Raw genomic sequence first — 15,487 nt, 5'->3', positions numbered from 1 at the left:
GGGCCGCGGCTGCTGCTTCGCGGGGGCAGGCAGATAACGGCTCGCGCAACGCTCGCTCTTGGCCTATACGGCGGTCCGACCGTCCAAGACCGTGAGTTTGATGCCCTCGCCCCGCTCCGCTTCGCCGCGACGCCTGCTTTACGTGGCCAACGAAGATTACGCCTTCCTGATGCATCGCCTGCCGATGGCGCGTGCCGCGCGTGACGCCGGCTACGAGGTGCATGTGGCGACCAATGTGAATGCGGGCGCTGCTGCGATAAGGGCCGAGGGCTTCGTCCTGCACCCGATTCCATTCCAGCGCGGCGGCCTGTCCCCCTCGTCGGCGCTGCCCACGATCCGCGCCATCCGCGCCGTCGAGGCGGCCATCAGTCCGGACGTGGTGCACCATTCCGGACTGCAATCCAGCGTGCTCGGCTCGCTGGCCGCGCTCGGGCGCGCCACGCCGGTCGTCAACGCCATGACCGGCCTGGGCTATATCTTCACCTCGGCCAGCTGGCGCTCGCGCCTTCTCAAGCAGGGCATGCTGTGGCTGATGCCTTGGCTCATGAACCGCGCACCGAGCCGTGTGCTGGTACAGAACCCGGATGACCGCGAGGCCCTGAAGGCCATGGGCGTCCGGGGCGACAAGATCACGCTGATCCCGGGCTCCGGTGTGGACACGGACCGCTTCCGGCCACTGCCCGAACCGAGCGGACCGATCACCTTCGGCTTTGCCGGGCGGCTCCTGACCGACAAGGGCATCCGCGCCCTGGTCGCCGCCCACCGGATGCTGCGCCAGCAGGGCCGCGACGATCAGCTGCTGATCGCAGGCTCCCCTGACCCGGCCAACCCGGCCTCGGTTTCCCCCGAGGAGATCGAGGCTTGGCGGCACGAGCCGGGCATCACCCTGCTCGGCCACGTCAAGGACATCGCCGAGCTCTGGCGACGGAGCCATATCGCCGTGCTGCCGTCACATCGTGAAGGACTTCCTGTGAGCCTGCTGGAAGCGGCCGCCTGCGGCCGCCCTCTGATCTCAACCGACGCGCCCGGCTGCCGGGAGATCGCGATCGACGGCCAGACCGGCCTGTCGGTCCCGATCGAGGATGCGGCCGCGCTGGCGCAGGCGATGAGACAGCTTGCGACCTCGCCGGATTTGCGCGCCCGCTATGGCCAAGCCGCGCGGCAGCTCGTCGAGGACAAACTCTCTGCGACGATCATCGGGCGCTCCGTGGTCGCACTCTATGACGGCCTCGCGACCGCATCGGGTCCGCATCGATGATCGCCAACCCCGCCGCCATCGCCGTTGCCGTCACACTGCTTGCGGCCGCAATCTGCGCGGTGCTGATCGTACTGCTGCGGCCGGTGCTGCAGCGCTACGCGCTGGCGCGGCCGAACGCCCGCTCCTCGCACAAGATCCCAACGCCCCAGGGCGCCGGGATTGCCGTGATCGGCGCAACCCTCGTCGTCGGCGGCGCTTTTGCGTCGGTCAACGGGTTTGCGCCGCTGACATCCCTGTTCGTCGCGGTGCCCCTGCTGGCACTCGTCGGCCTGGTCGACGACATCCGGCCGATCCCGGTGCTGCCGCGGTTCGTCCTGCAAGCGCTGGCCGTCGGCCTGGTCGTCTTCACCGCGCCGGATGATCTCAGGCTGCTGCCGATCCCGTTGGCGATCGAGCGCACATTGCTGCTGATCGCCGGTCTCTGGTTCGTCAACCTCGTCAACTTCATGGACGGGCTCGATTTGATGACCGTGGCCGAAGCGGTGCCGGTCACCGCGATGCTCGTGCTGTTCGGCATCTTCGGCCTGCTGCCATGGCCGGTAACGGCGATCGCTGCGGCGCTCGGCGGCGCCATGCTGGGCTTCGCCCCGTTCAACCGGCCCGTGGCCAAGGTCTTCCTCGGTGATGTCGGCAGCCTGCCGATCGGGCTGCTGCTCGGCTGGTCGCTGCTGCAACTGGCCTGGCAGGGATCCATCGCGGCGGCGCTGCTGCTGCCGCTGTATTATCTGGTCGATGCTACTCTCACCCTGCTGCGGCGGATGGCGCGGCGCGAGCCGTTCTGGGCCGCGCACCGCACGCATTTCTATCAGCGAGCCACCGACAACGGCTTCACCGTAGCCGGTGTCGTCGGCGACGTGTTCGTGCTCAACATCGGCCTCGCAGTGCTGGCCGGCGCGTCGGTCGTGCTGCGCTCGGTTGCGGCTGACGTGATCCTGATCGTCCTCGGCCTCGGCGCTGTGGCCGTCGTGCTGCGTCGGTTCTCGCAGCCGCGCGTCCGGCCGTCAGGCGGCGCTTGAACCGAACTCAGGCACCGCGTCCTTCAGCACCGCCTTGATCGTCACCGGATCGTTCCGCGCAATGGCCTGGTCCAGCGCCGCGATCCATCCCTTCAGAGTCTGCATCGGCGGCTCGTTCGGCTTGGCGGCCATGATGCCGGCGACGCCGATCTCGACCGGCGGCTCCTCGCTCGCGAACAGGATCTCGTTCAGGCGCTCGCCTGGACGAATCCCGGTGAACACGATCTCGATGTCGTAGCCCGGCTGCAGTCCGGAGAGGCGGATCATGCGCTCCGCCAGTTCGACGATGCGGACCGGCTGGCCCATGTTCAGCACGTACACCGAGACCCCCGGCCGCTCCGGTGCCAGCGCATGCGAGGCCGCGGTGATCACGAGGTCACAGGCCTCGCGAATGGTCATGAAGTAGCGCACCATGTCCGGATGAGTCACCGTGACCGGGCCGCCCGCCTCGATCTGGGCCTTGAACTTCGGCACCACCGAGCCGTTCGACGCCAGCACATTGCCGAAGCGCACGGAGATCAGCCGCATCGGCGGCCGGCCGATCGGGCGCTCCGCAAGCTGGCGGTCGAGCGCCTGACAATACATCTCGGCGAAACGTTTGGTGAGTCCGAGCATCGACACCGGCTCGATTGCCTTGTCCGTCGAGATCATCACCATCGCCTCCGCGCCCGACGCCACCGCGGCATCGGCGACGTTGATCGAGCCGAAGATGTTGGTCTTGACGCCCTCGCTCCAATCACGCTCGAGGATCGGCACATGTTTCAGGGCGGCCGCGTGAAACACGAGATCCGGCTTGAACTCGCCGATCAGCGCGAACACCCGGTCGCGATCGCGAATGTCGGCGATCCGTCCCTCGACGGCGACCTTGGCCTCGGGGGCGGCCGCGAGTACCTCGGTGATCGCATAGAGCGCCGGCTCGGAATTCTCCAGGATGAGCAGCCGCGCCGCGCCGAACGCCACCACACGCTGGCAGATCTCGGCGCCGATCGAGCCGCCGCCGCCGGTCACGACGACCGCCTTGCCTCTCACCAGCGCCTCGAGCCGTCCGTAATCGATCTTCTCGCTCGGCCGCAGCAGCAAGTCCTCGACCGCCACCGGCGCCAGTCGCGGAGCATCGCCGCTCTCCAGCGAAGGCAGCCGGCTGATGATCAAGCGCAGCCGTCGGGCGCGCATCAGGAAGGTCTCCGGATGGCAGTCCGGCTCGAACGCGGTCGGCATCATCAGCGCGCGCGCGATCGGCTTGCCCCTGCGGGCAAAGTCCGTGGCGACGTCCTCGATGTCGTCGATGCCGCCCAGCACCGGCACGCCGCGGATCAACTGACCACGGTCGGCCATCGAAGGCGACAGGATTCCGATCGGCCAGATCCGCTTGACCGCGCCGCTTTCGATGCCACGCAAGACCACCTCGGCGTCCGCCGTGCGGCCGATCAGCAGCGCCGGCGCGGCATCCTCGGATCTCGCGTGGTGGCGCACCCTCGTGTAGCGGAAATACCGATAGGCAAACCTTAGCGTGCTCAGCGCGAAGATCTCCAGGAACCAGTACAGGATGATCGTGAGCTTGCCGAAGAAGAAGGTGCCGCGGACATTCGGAGCGACGATGATGTAGTCCAGCACCAGCAGGGCCAGCGTCAGCACCGTCGCGACGCGCACGATGTTGAGCGCGTCCGGCAGCGAAATGAAGCGCCATTTCGTGGTCAGCAGGTTGGAGAAATAGAAGACCACGAAGCTGAAGGCGATGAAATAAGGCAGGAGCTGCAGGAGCAGCGGGACCCGCTCCCAGAAACTGCTGGCGCCTTCGAAACGGATATAGAACGCGGCAAACAGCGCGACGACGCTGACGAGCAGGTCGTGGACGGCGATCAGCAGGTTGCGGGAGGTTAGTTGGGACAGGCGCGTCATGTCACGGCCGGTCCCTGGGTCTCATCGGGCTTTGGCTTCGATCGCAGCAGCATACCGCCAGCGACGCCGACGCCGATCACATACATCCATCCCTCGTGGAAATCGAAAATATGGGAGTTAAACAACGAGGTGAAGATGTTCTGCACGACGACGAGAAGCCCGATCCAGGGCACGAGGCCATCGCCCCGGAACTGTAGCAGATGCACCGCCCACATGGCGTAGAGGATGATGACCCCAAGCGTCCCCCACTGGACGGCGACGTTGAGCGTCTGGTTGTGGGGATTGCCGACCACCGTTCCGGCGGCGAGGTCCGAGCGCTCGCTTGCCGCCAGCTCGAACAGATGGCGGGTCGAGCCTGAGCCGTGTCCGATCAGCGGGGCATCGGCGAAGAAGCGCAGAGATTTGCGCCAGAATTCCAGCCGTTCGCCGATCGAGGTGACGCCGCGGTCGTTCCTGTAGTCCTGATATTGGCTCGTGAAGGTCGCGACCTTGGCCTGCAGTTGCGGCGACACCGACCACGCCGCCAGACCAAGCGCGAGCGCGCTGACCGCAATCAGCAGATTGGCCCGCCATTTCAGGTGGATCAGGCCGAACACGGCAAGCAGGATCGGGATCGTCACCAACGCGGTGCGCGAGACGACGATGAAGATCATGTTGGCCAGGAAGGCAATCATGATCGCGGTCAGCAGGGCGGCCGGCGCGAACCGGCGGGCGCGCAGCAGCTGCGCGATCGGATAGGCCAGCGCCACCGCACAGAGCGAGAATTCCTGGCCCTGGTCGATATAGTTCTTCACGAAGATGCCGCGATCCGCGTTGGCCTTGAGCGCCAGCGCCGGATTGAACGCCACGGCCGTCGACATCCCGACCATCAGCACGCAGGAGGCCAGAAATGCGGTGAACACCCAGAGGCCGCGTTCGGACCGCTCGAAATGGTAGAACAAGCCGGGAAGCACCAGAAGTTTGGCTGCAGGCCCGACGGCATAGAGCCTCGCTCCCCACGCCGCATCCGACCACAGCGTTCCGACCAGGGCGAGCAGGAACAGAGCGATCGGTGCCAGCGAAATCGGACGCTTCAGGATCTGCAGCAGACGTTCCAGGTCGAGGAATGGCAGCATCGTGATCAACATCACGACGCCGAGGATCGAGACCAGCGATGTCGACCATGGCAGAGAGGCCGCCAGCAGGATGGCAACGACATCGACGGTGGTTCGCCACGCCGCGGGATCGCGCCAACGGCGCGCCAGCAGCGTCGGAGCGGGATGACCAGCCAAGGCGCTCATCGGCCGTCGCTCCGTGCCCGATCGACCAGCGCCGTCGTGCTGTGCCCCTTCAGGATGTCAATCAGGATCACCTCACCGCCGCCCGCCTCCACGACCTCGTGTCCGACCACCTGCTCACGCGTGTAATCACCGCCCTTCACCAACACGCTCGGGCGAACCAGCTCGATCAGGCGAAGCGGCGTATCCTCCGTGAAGATGGCGACGAGATCCACCGCCTCGAGCGCAGCCAGCACCTCGGCGCGGGCACGCTCGTCCTGAACGGGACGGCTCTCGCCCTTCAACCGCTTGACTGACGCATCGCTGTTCAGCCCGACCACCAGCCGGTCGCAGGCGGCGCGGGCAGCCGTGAGCACCTTGACATGGCCTGGATGCAGAATGTCGAAGCACCCATTGGTGAAACCGACGCGCAGTCCCTCGCTCCGCCAGCCCTCGACCCGAGCCAGGATTTCGCCGTCGCCCGCGATGATCTTTTCCTCGGCCGCGCGATAGGCGTGAGGAAGAATCTTCCGGCGCAGTTCGGCCGATGTCACGCTGGCAGTTCCCTGTTTGCTGACCGCCACGGCCGCTGCGGCGCTCGCCATGCGTAAGGCCTCTTCCCAGCCCGCACCGGCCGCGAGCGTCGCGGCGAGGACGGCAACCACAGTGTCGCCAGCCCCTGAGACGTCGCGCACCTTCACCGGATAGGCCGGGACGTGGATTGCATCGCCCTGGCGCGGCACCAAGGTCATGCCGCGCTCGCTCTGCGTCACCAGAATGGCCTCGCAATCGGCGAGATAGATCGCATCCTGCGCCGCCGCAGCGATCTCCTGCTCGGTCTCGGCGCGGCTGCGGGTTGCTTCGGAAAACTCCTTGCGGTTCGGCGTCAACACACTCGCTCCGCGGTAGATCGCAAGATTCGCACTCTTGGGATCGACGATCACACGCTTGCCGGCCCGGCGCGCGGCATCGATCACGTTGCGCAGCACGCGCGCCGTCAGCACGCCCTTGGCATAGTCGGACAACAACACGATATCCGCCCTTGCCAGCCGTGGCACGATCGCATCGATCAGCCTCTGCTCGATCTCGCCGGACGCCGGCGCGGCGCGCTCCCAATCGGCGCGCAGCATGTGGGCGGAGAAATGCTCGGACACAAAGCGAACCTTGCGCGTCGTCGGCCGCGACGCATCGCGCACCAGCACGGTCTCGATGCCCGGCTCCCTGGCCAGTTCCGCCTCGAGTTGGGCCGCCGCCGCGTCATCGCCGACGAGGCCGACGAAGATGCAGCGTGCGCCAAGCGCTGCGATGTTGCGTGCGACGTTGCCGGCACCGCCGATATTGATCTCGCTGCGCTGAACGGCAATCACCGGCGCTGGCGCTTCGGGAGAGATCCGCGACACCTCGCCATAGACGAACTCATCCAGCATGAGGTCTCCGACGCACAGCACCGTCTGGCGGGCGATCGCTTGCGAGAGATCGTCAAAGTCGAACATCAGCGGCAGTCTCGGTGCAAGTGGGACCAATCGGGACTCGTCTATCGGAAGCGGTCGGCGGAATCGAGATAGCCCCTGATATAGTGGGCGACCGCGTCCTCGAGCGGCGTGAAGCCGCCATTGTAGCCGGCGGCCAGCAGACGGTCGATCTTGGCCTGGGTGAAGTATTGGTAGCTGCCGCGAATCGCTTCGGGCATGTCGATATACTCGATCCGGGGTGTCGCTCCGAGCGTGGCATAGGCCGCGAGCATCATCTCCTTGAAGCTGCGGGCTTGGCCCGTGCCGACGTTGAACAGGCCGGACACCGACGGCGAGGCCAACAGCCACATCATGACGCGCACGACGTCGTCGACATAGATGAAGTCGCGGCGTTGGTCGCCGTCGGCGATGCCCTCGCGGTGCGACTTGAACAGCTGTAGCGTGTGTCCGGCCTTGATGTCGTCGAAGCGACGGGTGAGCACGCTCATCATCGATCCCTTGTGGTACTCATTGGGACCGAACACGTTGAAGAATTTCAATCCGGCATATTGCGGCGGCAGCGCCTCGCCCCGTTCGGCACGCGCAGCGATCGCGGTGTCGAACAGCTGCTTGCTCCAGCCGTAGAGATTCATCGGCCGCAGCGCCTTGAGCGCAGCGAGCGACGGATCGTCCTGGAAGCCTTGGCGACCGTCGCCATAGGTCGCGGCCGATGACGCATAGATGAACGGGGTGGAACTCGCGGTGCACCAGTCGAGCAGGCGAAGCGAGCTCCGAAAATTGCGCTCCATCACCAGGTCCCCATCGGTCACCGTGGTGGCGGAGATCGCGCCCATGTGCAGGACCGCATCCAGCCGCCGGCCCTTCAGCCAGGCGTCGAGCTCGGTGGGCGGCACCACATCGGCCAGCTGACGCTTGGCGAGATTGCGCCACTTGCCTTCGCTGCCGAGCGTGTCGCACACGACGACGTCGGTGCGGCCGGCATCGTTCAGCGCCGCAACCAGATTCGATCCGATAAAGCCGGCGCCGCCGGTCACCAGCAACATTCCGTAACCAGTCCCTGATCCCGAAAAACCCGGCCCTCGCGTAGCGCATGCGGCGGCAAAGTGTAAGCGCTTTGGTGACGACGCGCCGGGCCCACTTTACCTGCGGCGGCCGAGCGGCTACCAGCGGCCCGAAGCTAGGCAATCAAAGAATGAATTCCAATTCGCCCAAAATCGAGGTGGACGAGACGGACACCAGCCCGATCCTGATCATTCCCTATATGTGGATCGGGGATTTCGTGCGCGGCCACACCGTGGTGCGGGTGCTCAAGGAGCGCTGGCCGAACCGTCCTGTGGACCTGCTGGTGACCTCGCTCTGCGCCCCGCTGGTCGATTACATGCCCGGCGTCCGCTCCGGCATTGTCTGGGACCTGCCGCGCAGCCGGCTGGCGCTCGCTAAACAGTGGCAGCTCGCCAGCCTGTTGCGCCAACGCCACTATCGGACCGCCCTGGTGATGCCGCGGACCTGGAAGGCGGCACTTGCGCCGGCGCTTGCCGGCATCCCTGAGCGGGTGGGCTTCGTCGGCGAGGCCCGGTTCGGGCTGCTCAACCAGTGGCGCTGGGGCGAGAAGGCCCTGCCCCGCTTCATCGACAAGAACGCCGCGCTGGCCCTGCCTGACGGTGCGGGGCTGCCGCCCGAATGGCCGGTCCCGCAGCTGCGGGTACCTCCGGAGCAGGTCGCACGCTGGCGCGAAGCCCAGGGGCTGGGCAGCCGGCCGGCGGTGGCGCTGGCGCCCGGTTCGGTCGGCGCGGCCAAGCGCTGGCCGTTCTACGGCGAGGCTGCGCGGCTGCTGCGCGACGCCGGCTTGGACGTCTGGGTGGTCGGCGGCCCCGGCGAGAAGCCGCTCGCCGCCGAGATCGTCGCCTCCGGCGGACCTGCCGTCCGTGATCTGACCGGGACCGACCTGCGCAACGGCATTCTCGCCATGGCCGCGGCCGGTGTAGCGATTTCCAACGATTCGGGCCTGATGCACATCGCCGCCGCGCTGGGCACGCCAACCATGGGCATCTTCGGTCCCACCAGCCCGTACCATTGGGCGCCGCTGAACGGCCTAGCGGCGACCGTCCAGACCAAGACGCAGGTCCCCTGCCAGCCGTGCCACCGTCCGGTCTGCCGGATGAACGACCACCGCTGCATGCGCGACATCCCCGCCGGCGATGTCGCGGCCATTGCCCGGCAGGTGCTGGCGGATGCGGCGGCGAGCGTCGCGCATTAGCTTGCGAAGCGGCCGCCCGCCCAATACACCGGCCTCACCGCAGCCCGAGCCGCCATCGTGAACCGCGCAGCCGACGATCTCATTGCCAGCCATCTCGCCCGCTCTCACGCGGCGATGGCGCGCGCCGCCCAGGATACGGCGCTGCTGGCCAGCGCCGGGCGGATCGCCGCCAAAATCGTTACGGCCCTGCGCAGCGGCCGCAAGCTCCTGATCGTCGGCAATGGCGGCAGCGCGGCGGATGCGCAGCACATTGCCGCGGAAATCGTCGGCCGCTACAAGCAGGAGCGACCGGCCTTTGCCGCGATCGCGCTCACCACCGACACCTCGGCGCTGACCGCGATCGGCAATGATTACGGCTTCGATCACGTCTTCGCCCGGCAGGTCGAGGGACTTGGCACCAGCGGCGACGTGCTGCTGGCGATCTCGACCTCCGGGCGCTCGCCGAGCATCCTCAACGCGCTGCGCAAGGCGCGCGAGCGCGGCCTGACCACCATCGGATTCACCGGCGCAAACGGCCTCGCGATGGGCGAACTGTGCGACGAATTGCTCGTGGCGCCGAGCGACGACACACCGCTGATCCAGCAGATCCACCTGGCGACCGCGCACGGCATCTGCGAGACGATCGAGGCGGCGCTGATGCAGGATCTCAGCTGACATGACGAAAGCCCAGCTCAAGCCGGCGGCATTCCTGGACCGCGATGGCGTCATCAATCATGACGACAACTACATCGGCAGCCCTGAGCGGATCCGCTGGATGCCGAATGTGGCCCCTGCGATCAGGCGGCTCAATGACTCCGGCTATCACGTCTTCCTGTTCACCAACCAGTCCGGCGTCGCCCGCGGGCTATTTACGGAGGACGATGTCCTCAGCCTGCATGACTGGATGCGCACGGAGCTCACGGCGCAGGGCGCCGTGATCGACGACATCCGCTACTGCCCCTATCACACCGAAGGCACCGTCGAACGGTATCTGCGCGAGCATCCCTGGCGCAAGCCGGCGCCGGGCATGATCCTCGATCTGATGCAGCACTGGCCGGTCCAGCGCGAGGGCAGCTTCGTGATCGGCGACCGCAGCTCCGACATCGCCGCAGCCGAGGCCGCCGGCCTGCCCGGTTTCCTGTTCGCCGGCGGCGACCTCGATGCGTTCGTCGCCGACATCATCGCTCAGACCAGCCGGCGGTAGACGGCGGCGATCTTGTCGGCCTCGGCCTCGAGGCTGAACCTCTCGATGACGCGTGTCCGCGCCCGCTCTCCCATCGCGCGCGCCGCGGCTGGATCGCGCATCAGCGGTTCGAGCGCCGCAACCAGCGCCTCGACATCGCCGGGCGGCACCAGCACGCCGGTGACGCCCTGCTCGACCACGATCTCTGCAGCACCGGCGCGCGCCGCCACCAGCGCCGCGCCGGCGGCCATCGCCTCGATCAAGGTCAGGCCAAAGCCTTCATTGCGCGAGGTGAAGGCGTAGATCGTCAGCCGCTGATACCAGCGCTGCACCTCGGCGATGTCGAGCTCGCCGGTGATGACGATGCGCTGCTCCAGGCCCGCCGCGGCGATCTGCTTGCGCAACTCGCCCGCGAACGGCAGCTGCTCGGGCGTGACGGCGCCGACCAGCACGGCCGAAAAATCCGGATAGCGCGGCAACAGCCGGCACATCGCGGCAACGAACACGTCGCTGCCCTTCTGCGCACGCACGCGACCGAAGCAGCCGATCGCGTATCGTCCCGGCAGGCCGCTCTCGGCGAAGGCGGCGGCGCGATCCGCAGGCGGCGCGTAGATGTCGGTATCGACGCCATGCGTCACCACCGTCGCCTCGCGCTTCAGATAGGACGCCGAGATGTCGCTGGTGGCGATGATCGCGTCCATGCGGCGGATCAGCCAGCGCGTGATCCAGCTGTGATGGCGCTGCGCCGCCGAGGTGAACACCAGCTTCAGCGGCCAGCCGAGCGCGCGCAGGATCACGCCGGCAATCATTTCGTTGTTGCGGCGCGCATGCCAGATCAGCGGACGGCGGCGGCGCCACAGCATGACGAGATCGCTCGCCTGCATGCGCGCAATCCCGTCCGGCGCGTAGGTGCCGAGCCATGCCGCACGCACCCGGCGCGCGAGCTTCGGCGCCACCATGCGGTTCGTCGCCGTCACGCCGGAATAGCGCCGGTGCAGGTTCGGCACGATCACGTCGAGATCGGCGGCGGAAAACGGCTCGGCAGGCACAACTCACTCCAATTGTAACGTTTCCCTATACGCAAGATTAGGCACCCCCGCCAGTTCGCATCCCGCTCAACTCGTCCTTCATCTCGCTGGCGCTAGTGTGCCGGAAAACAAACCAGGGATCGCGTCAAACAATGACCGTGCTCGTGACGGGTGGCGCCGGCTATATCGGCAGTCACATGGTGCTTGCGCTGGCGGAAGCTGGCGAAAACGTGGTGGTGATCGACAATCTTTCGACCGGCTTCTCCGCCTTCGTGCCGGAGAATGTGCCGTTGTTCATCGGCGATGCCGGCGACGAACATCTCGTCGATGGCGTCATCAGCCAGCACGGCGTCGACAGCATCATCCATTTCGCGGGCTCGGTCGTGGTGCCGGAATCGGTGCGCGATCCGCTGCTGTATTACCGCAACAACACCATGACCACCCGCAGCCTGCTCAACGCCGCGGTCAAGCGCGGCGTCAGCCGCTTCATCTTCTCCTCGACCGCGGCCGTGTACGGCAATCCGGAGCAGGTTCCGGTCACCGAAACCGCACCGACGCGGCCGACCTCGCCCTACGGCACCTCGAAGCTGATGGCCGAGATCATGCTGCATGACGTTGCCACGGCGCATGAGCTCAACTACGTCGTGCTGCGCTATTTCAACGTCGCCGGCGCCGATCCGCAGGGCCGGGTCGGGCTTGCCACCGTCGGCGCCACCCATCTGATGAAGATCGCGATGGAGGTCGCCACCGGCCAGCGCGCCAAGATCGACATCTACGGCACCGACTATCCGACCCCCGACGGCACCTGCATCCGCGACTTCATCCATGTCAGCGACCTCGCCCAGGCGCATCGCGCGGCGCTTGCCTATTTGCGCACCGGCGGCTCCTCGGTCACGCTGAATTGCGGCTATGGCCGCGGCTATTCCGTGCTGGAAACGATCGAGGCGGTCCGCCGCGTCTCCGGCCGCGCCATCCCCACCCAATACGCGCCGCGCCGTCCGGGCGACATCATGACCATGGTCGCCGATACCACGCGTCTCAAGGCGCTGCTGGACTGGACCCCGGCCTATGACAATCTGGAAACAATCGCCGACCACGCGCTGGCCTGGGAGGAGAAACTGTTCCTGGAACGCCACAGCGGCGCGCTGCAGCGGGCCACGGCTTAGAATCAACGACTTAGCCGGACGCCGGGGGGCTTGAAAAAGCCGCCCCGAGCGGGCAAGCACACTTGGCCGCCCGGCGATTTGTCCCGGCGGCCAGGGACCAGAATGGCCGACTTTCCGAAGAAGATCACCGACGATCCCTATGGCGCCGCGATCCTGATCCGCCGACTGGTGATGGAACAGGGCATCGTCTACTGGCGCCGCTATCTCACCGCCTTCGCGCTGATGGCGGTCTCGGCCGGCGCCAGCGCCGGCGCGGCGTACATCCTCGGCCAGGTCATCAACAAGGCCTATGTCGACAAGAGCATTCCGGGCATCGCCATGCTCTCCGGCGTCACCGTGCTGCTGCTGTTCGTCAAGGGCGTCTCGACCTACGGCTATGCGGTGATCCTGTCGAAGATCTCGAACGCGATCCTCGCCAATAATCAGCGCCAGCTGTTCGCCAAGCTGATGAGCGAGAGCATCAGCTTCTTCTCCGAGCGCCATTCGTCGGAGTTCCTCGCCCGCCTCACCGCCGGCGCCAAGTCGATCACCGACGTCCTGACCATGCTGATCAACGCGATCGGCCGCGACCTCCTGCTGCTCATCAGCATGATCGCTGTGATGGTCGCGCAGGACCCCTGGATGTCGCTGCTCGGCCTCGTCGTCGTGCCGCCGGCGATGCTGGTGCTGCGCAAGCTGGTCAAGCGCATCAAGGGCCTGGCGCACAGCCAGTTCACCGGCAATGCCGACATCCTCGAGACGATGCAGGAATCGCTGCAGGGCATCCGCACCGTCAAGGCGTTCACGCTCGAGGACGCGATGCGCGCGCGCATCGCCGAGAACATCGCTGTGGTCGAGCGCAACGCCAACAAGATGGCCCGCGTCTCCAACCGCTCCAATCCGCTGATGGAGATGCTCGGCGGCTTCGCGGTCGCGGGCTGCCTGATGTATGGCGGCTATGCCGTGGTCGCGCTCAACGCCACGCCCGGCCAGTTCTTCTCCTTCATGACCGCCTTCCTGATGGCGACCGAACCGGCCAAGCGGCTCGCACGCCTCAACATCGACCTCAACAGCCAGCTGGTCGGCGCCCGCATGCTCCTCGAAGTGGTCGACAGCCCCGCGAGCGAGCAGCCCGACGACGACAAGCCGGCGCTGAAGCTGACGCAGGCGAAGATCGAGCTGCGCGACGTCTCCTTCGCCTATCGCGACAACGAGCCGGTGCTCAACCGCATGAGCTTTGTCGCCGAGCCCGGCAAGGTCACCGCGCTGGTCGGCCCGTCCGGCGGCGGCAAGTCGACGGTACTGGCGCTGCTGTTGCGCTTCTACGAGGCGACCGCGGGCGACATTCTGATCGACGGCCAGTCGATCGCGCAGGTCTCGCGCCGCAGTTTGCGCGAGCAGACGGCCTATGTCGGCCAGGACGTCTATCTGTTCCGCGACTCGATCCGCGCCAACATCGCCTTCGGCAAGCCGGGCGCGACCGAGGCCGAGATCATCGAGGCCGCAAAGGCGGCCTGCGCGCATGATTTCATCATGAGCTTCCCGCTCGGCTATGACACGCCGGTCGGCGAGCACGGCACCCAGCTCTCCGGCGGCCAGCGCCAGCGCATCGCGGTCGCCCGCGCGCTGATCCGCAACGCGCCGATCATCCTGCTCGACGAAGCCACCGCGGCACTGGACTCCGAATCCGAGCGCCAAGTGCAGGAGGCGATCGAGCATCTCTGCCAGAACCGCACCACCCTCGTCATCGCGCACCGCCTGCACACCATCATGAACGCCGATGCCATCCTGGTGGTCGAGGCCGGCGAGATCGTCGAGCGCGGCCGGCATGACGATCTGTTGCGCCGGGGCGGCCGCTATGCTTCGTTCTTCCGCCTGCAACAGCGTGACATGGGGCCGAACGTCATCCCCATGACTGCGACATCGTGACCGCGACCTCCTGACCCGCTTATTTCACCGCACCCGAGATCCATTTCATGAGCGCCTCCACCGTCATTCCGGCATTCCCGCAGCCTTCTCTTCCCGTCGTCGGCGAAGCCGGTGTCTTCCCGGTCCGCCGCATCTGGTGCGTCGGCCGCAACTATCTCGAACACATCCGCGAGATGGGCAATGACGAGCGCGATCCGCCGTTCTTCTTCGCCAAGCACGCCGACATGCTGGCGCCCGAGGGCGCCGTGATCCCCTACCCGCCGCTGACTCAGGACCTGCATCACGAGGTCGAGCTGGTGGTCGCGCTGAAGAGCGGCGGCCTGAACATCCCGACCGACAAGGCGCTCGACCACGTCTATGGCTACGCCGTCGGCATCGACCTCACCCGCCGCGACCTGCAGCTCGCCTCCCGCAAGATGCAGCGCCCCTGGGAGGTCGGAAAGTCGTTCGACCATTCGGCGCCCTGCTCCGCGATCCAGCCGGCGTCCAAGATCGGCCATCCGGCGAAGGGCAAGATCTGGCTGTCGGTCAACGGCGCCGAGAAGCAGACCGGCGACCTCTCCGAGTTGATCTGGAACGTGCCGGAGATCATCTGGAAGCTCTCCCAGCAGGTCGAACTCGCCGCCGGCGACATCATCATGACCGGCACCCCCGCCGGCGTCGCGGCGCTCGTCGCCGGCGACAAGATCGAATGCGGCGTCGACGGCGTCGGCACGCTGAAGGTGAGCATCGGGCCTGCGGCGGCGTAAGCGGCGCCGACGGTCCTCGCAACAAGTCCAAAAGCCGCGCCCTGCGCGGCTTTTTTCGGTCTGGCGCCCGAGATCGCAGCCAAGCACCGGGATGNCCGACGGTCCTCGCAACAAGTCCAAAAGCCGCGCCCTGCGCGGCTTTTTTCGGTCTGGCGCCCGAGATCGCAGCCAAGCACCGGGATGACCCTCCCCTGGAGGGGGAGGGTCGCCTCACGAGGAGCGAAGCGACCCGTGAGGCGGGGTGGGGTGATCTCTCCACTCGCACCGGCGCCCGTGGAGAGATCACCCCACCCCGCTCGCCCGCTGCGCGCGCGAG

At 66.8% G+C, this 15,487-nt stretch carries 13 protein-coding genes; 8 read left to right on the top strand and 5 right to left on the bottom strand.

The features are described from left to right. Window positions 1-100 precede the first annotated feature (100 nt). Entirely contained in the window at window positions 101-1,258 is a 1,158-nt protein-coding gene (locus HL671_RS29310) for a glycosyltransferase family 4 protein (protein WP_172241085.1), read from the top strand. Then, window positions 1,255-2,274, top strand: coding sequence for an MraY family glycosyltransferase (locus HL671_RS29305; RefSeq protein WP_172241082.1), 1,020 nt, complete (start codon window positions 1,255-1,257; stop codon window positions 2,272-2,274). Before HL671_RS29310 ends, HL671_RS29305 begins: the two co-directional genes overlap by 4 nt. Here the strand turns inward: HL671_RS29305 and HL671_RS29300 are convergent. The 4 genes from HL671_RS29300 to rfaD are packed head-to-tail and all read right to left on the bottom strand — an operon-like array spanning window position 2,260 to window position 7,944. Beyond that, the gene (locus HL671_RS29300) at window positions 2,260-4,173 is read right to left on the bottom strand and encodes a polysaccharide biosynthesis protein (protein WP_172241079.1); all 1,914 of its coding nucleotides are present in this window, start codon (window positions 4,171-4,173) and stop codon (window positions 2,260-2,262) included. The genes HL671_RS29305 and HL671_RS29300 overlap by 15 nt on opposite strands. Then, window positions 4,170-5,453, bottom strand: a complete 1,284-nt coding sequence (locus tag HL671_RS29295; RefSeq protein ID WP_172241076.1) for an O-antigen ligase family protein — start codon at window positions 5,451-5,453, stop codon at window positions 4,170-4,172. The genes HL671_RS29300 and HL671_RS29295 overlap by 4 nt, the downstream gene beginning before the upstream one ends. After that, window positions 5,450-6,922 carry a D-glycero-beta-D-manno-heptose-7-phosphate kinase gene (rfaE1, locus tag HL671_RS29290; RefSeq protein ID WP_012045582.1) on the bottom strand — a complete coding sequence of 491 codons (1,473 nt, stop codon included), beginning with the start codon at window positions 6,920-6,922 and terminating at the stop codon, window positions 5,450-5,452. Before rfaE1 ends, HL671_RS29295 begins: the two co-directional genes overlap by 4 nt. Before the next feature lie 41 nt (window positions 6,923-6,963). Further along, a complete protein-coding gene (gene rfaD / locus HL671_RS29285; protein WP_012045583.1) occupies window positions 6,964-7,944 on the bottom strand; it encodes an ADP-glyceromanno-heptose 6-epimerase in 981 nt (326 codons plus the stop codon). Window positions 7,945-8,093: 149 nt separating this feature from the next. Here rfaD and waaF point away from each other — a divergent pair, with 149 nt between their 5' ends. From waaF to HL671_RS29270, 3 genes are all read left to right on the top strand, one after another. After that, window positions 8,094-9,158 carry a lipopolysaccharide heptosyltransferase II gene (waaF, locus tag HL671_RS29280; protein ID WP_012045584.1) on the top strand — a complete coding sequence of 355 codons (1,065 nt, stop codon included), beginning with the start codon at window positions 8,094-8,096 and terminating at the stop codon, window positions 9,156-9,158. Between the two features lie 114 nt (window positions 9,159-9,272). Further along, window positions 9,273-9,812: a D-sedoheptulose 7-phosphate isomerase gene (locus HL671_RS29275; protein ID WP_049795403.1), complete on the top strand. Its 540-nt coding sequence runs from the start codon at window positions 9,273-9,275 to the stop codon at window positions 9,810-9,812. Window position 9,813: 1 nt separating this feature from the next. Beyond that, window positions 9,814-10,341 carry a D-glycero-alpha-D-manno-heptose-1,7-bisphosphate 7-phosphatase gene (locus HL671_RS29270; RefSeq protein WP_172241073.1) on the top strand — a complete coding sequence of 176 codons (528 nt, stop codon included), beginning with the start codon at window positions 9,814-9,816 and terminating at the stop codon, window positions 10,339-10,341. Here the strand turns inward: HL671_RS29270 and HL671_RS29265 are convergent. Then, complete coding sequence (locus HL671_RS29265; RefSeq protein WP_172241070.1) at window positions 10,323-11,369, bottom strand: glycosyltransferase family 4 protein; 1,047 nt, start codon at window positions 11,367-11,369, stop codon at window positions 10,323-10,325. The genes HL671_RS29270 and HL671_RS29265 overlap by 19 nt on opposite strands. Window positions 11,370-11,500: 131 nt before the next feature. Between HL671_RS29265 and galE the strand changes: the two genes are divergently transcribed. From galE to HL671_RS29250, 3 genes are all read left to right on the top strand, one after another. Further along, window positions 11,501-12,514, top strand: coding sequence for a UDP-glucose 4-epimerase GalE (gene galE, locus HL671_RS29260; protein ID WP_012045588.1), 1,014 nt, complete (start codon window positions 11,501-11,503; stop codon window positions 12,512-12,514). Window positions 12,515-12,616: 102 nt separating this feature from the next. Next, window positions 12,617-14,422, top strand: a complete 1,806-nt coding sequence (locus tag HL671_RS29255; protein ID WP_172241067.1) for an ABC transporter ATP-binding protein — start codon at window positions 12,617-12,619, stop codon at window positions 14,420-14,422. Window positions 14,423-14,469: 47 nt separating this feature from the next. Beyond that, a complete protein-coding gene (locus HL671_RS29250) occupies window positions 14,470-15,171 on the top strand; it encodes a fumarylacetoacetate hydrolase family protein (protein WP_172241064.1) in 702 nt (233 codons plus the stop codon). The last annotated feature ends 316 nt before the right edge of the window (window positions 15,172-15,487 follow it).

Source organism: Bradyrhizobium denitrificans, from assembly GCF_013179005.1.
GTDB lineage: Bacteria > Pseudomonadota > Alphaproteobacteria > Rhizobiales > Xanthobacteraceae > Bradyrhizobium > Bradyrhizobium denitrificans.
Note: the sequence above shows the minus strand (reverse complement) of the source record. Positions and strands in the feature narration are given on the sequence as shown.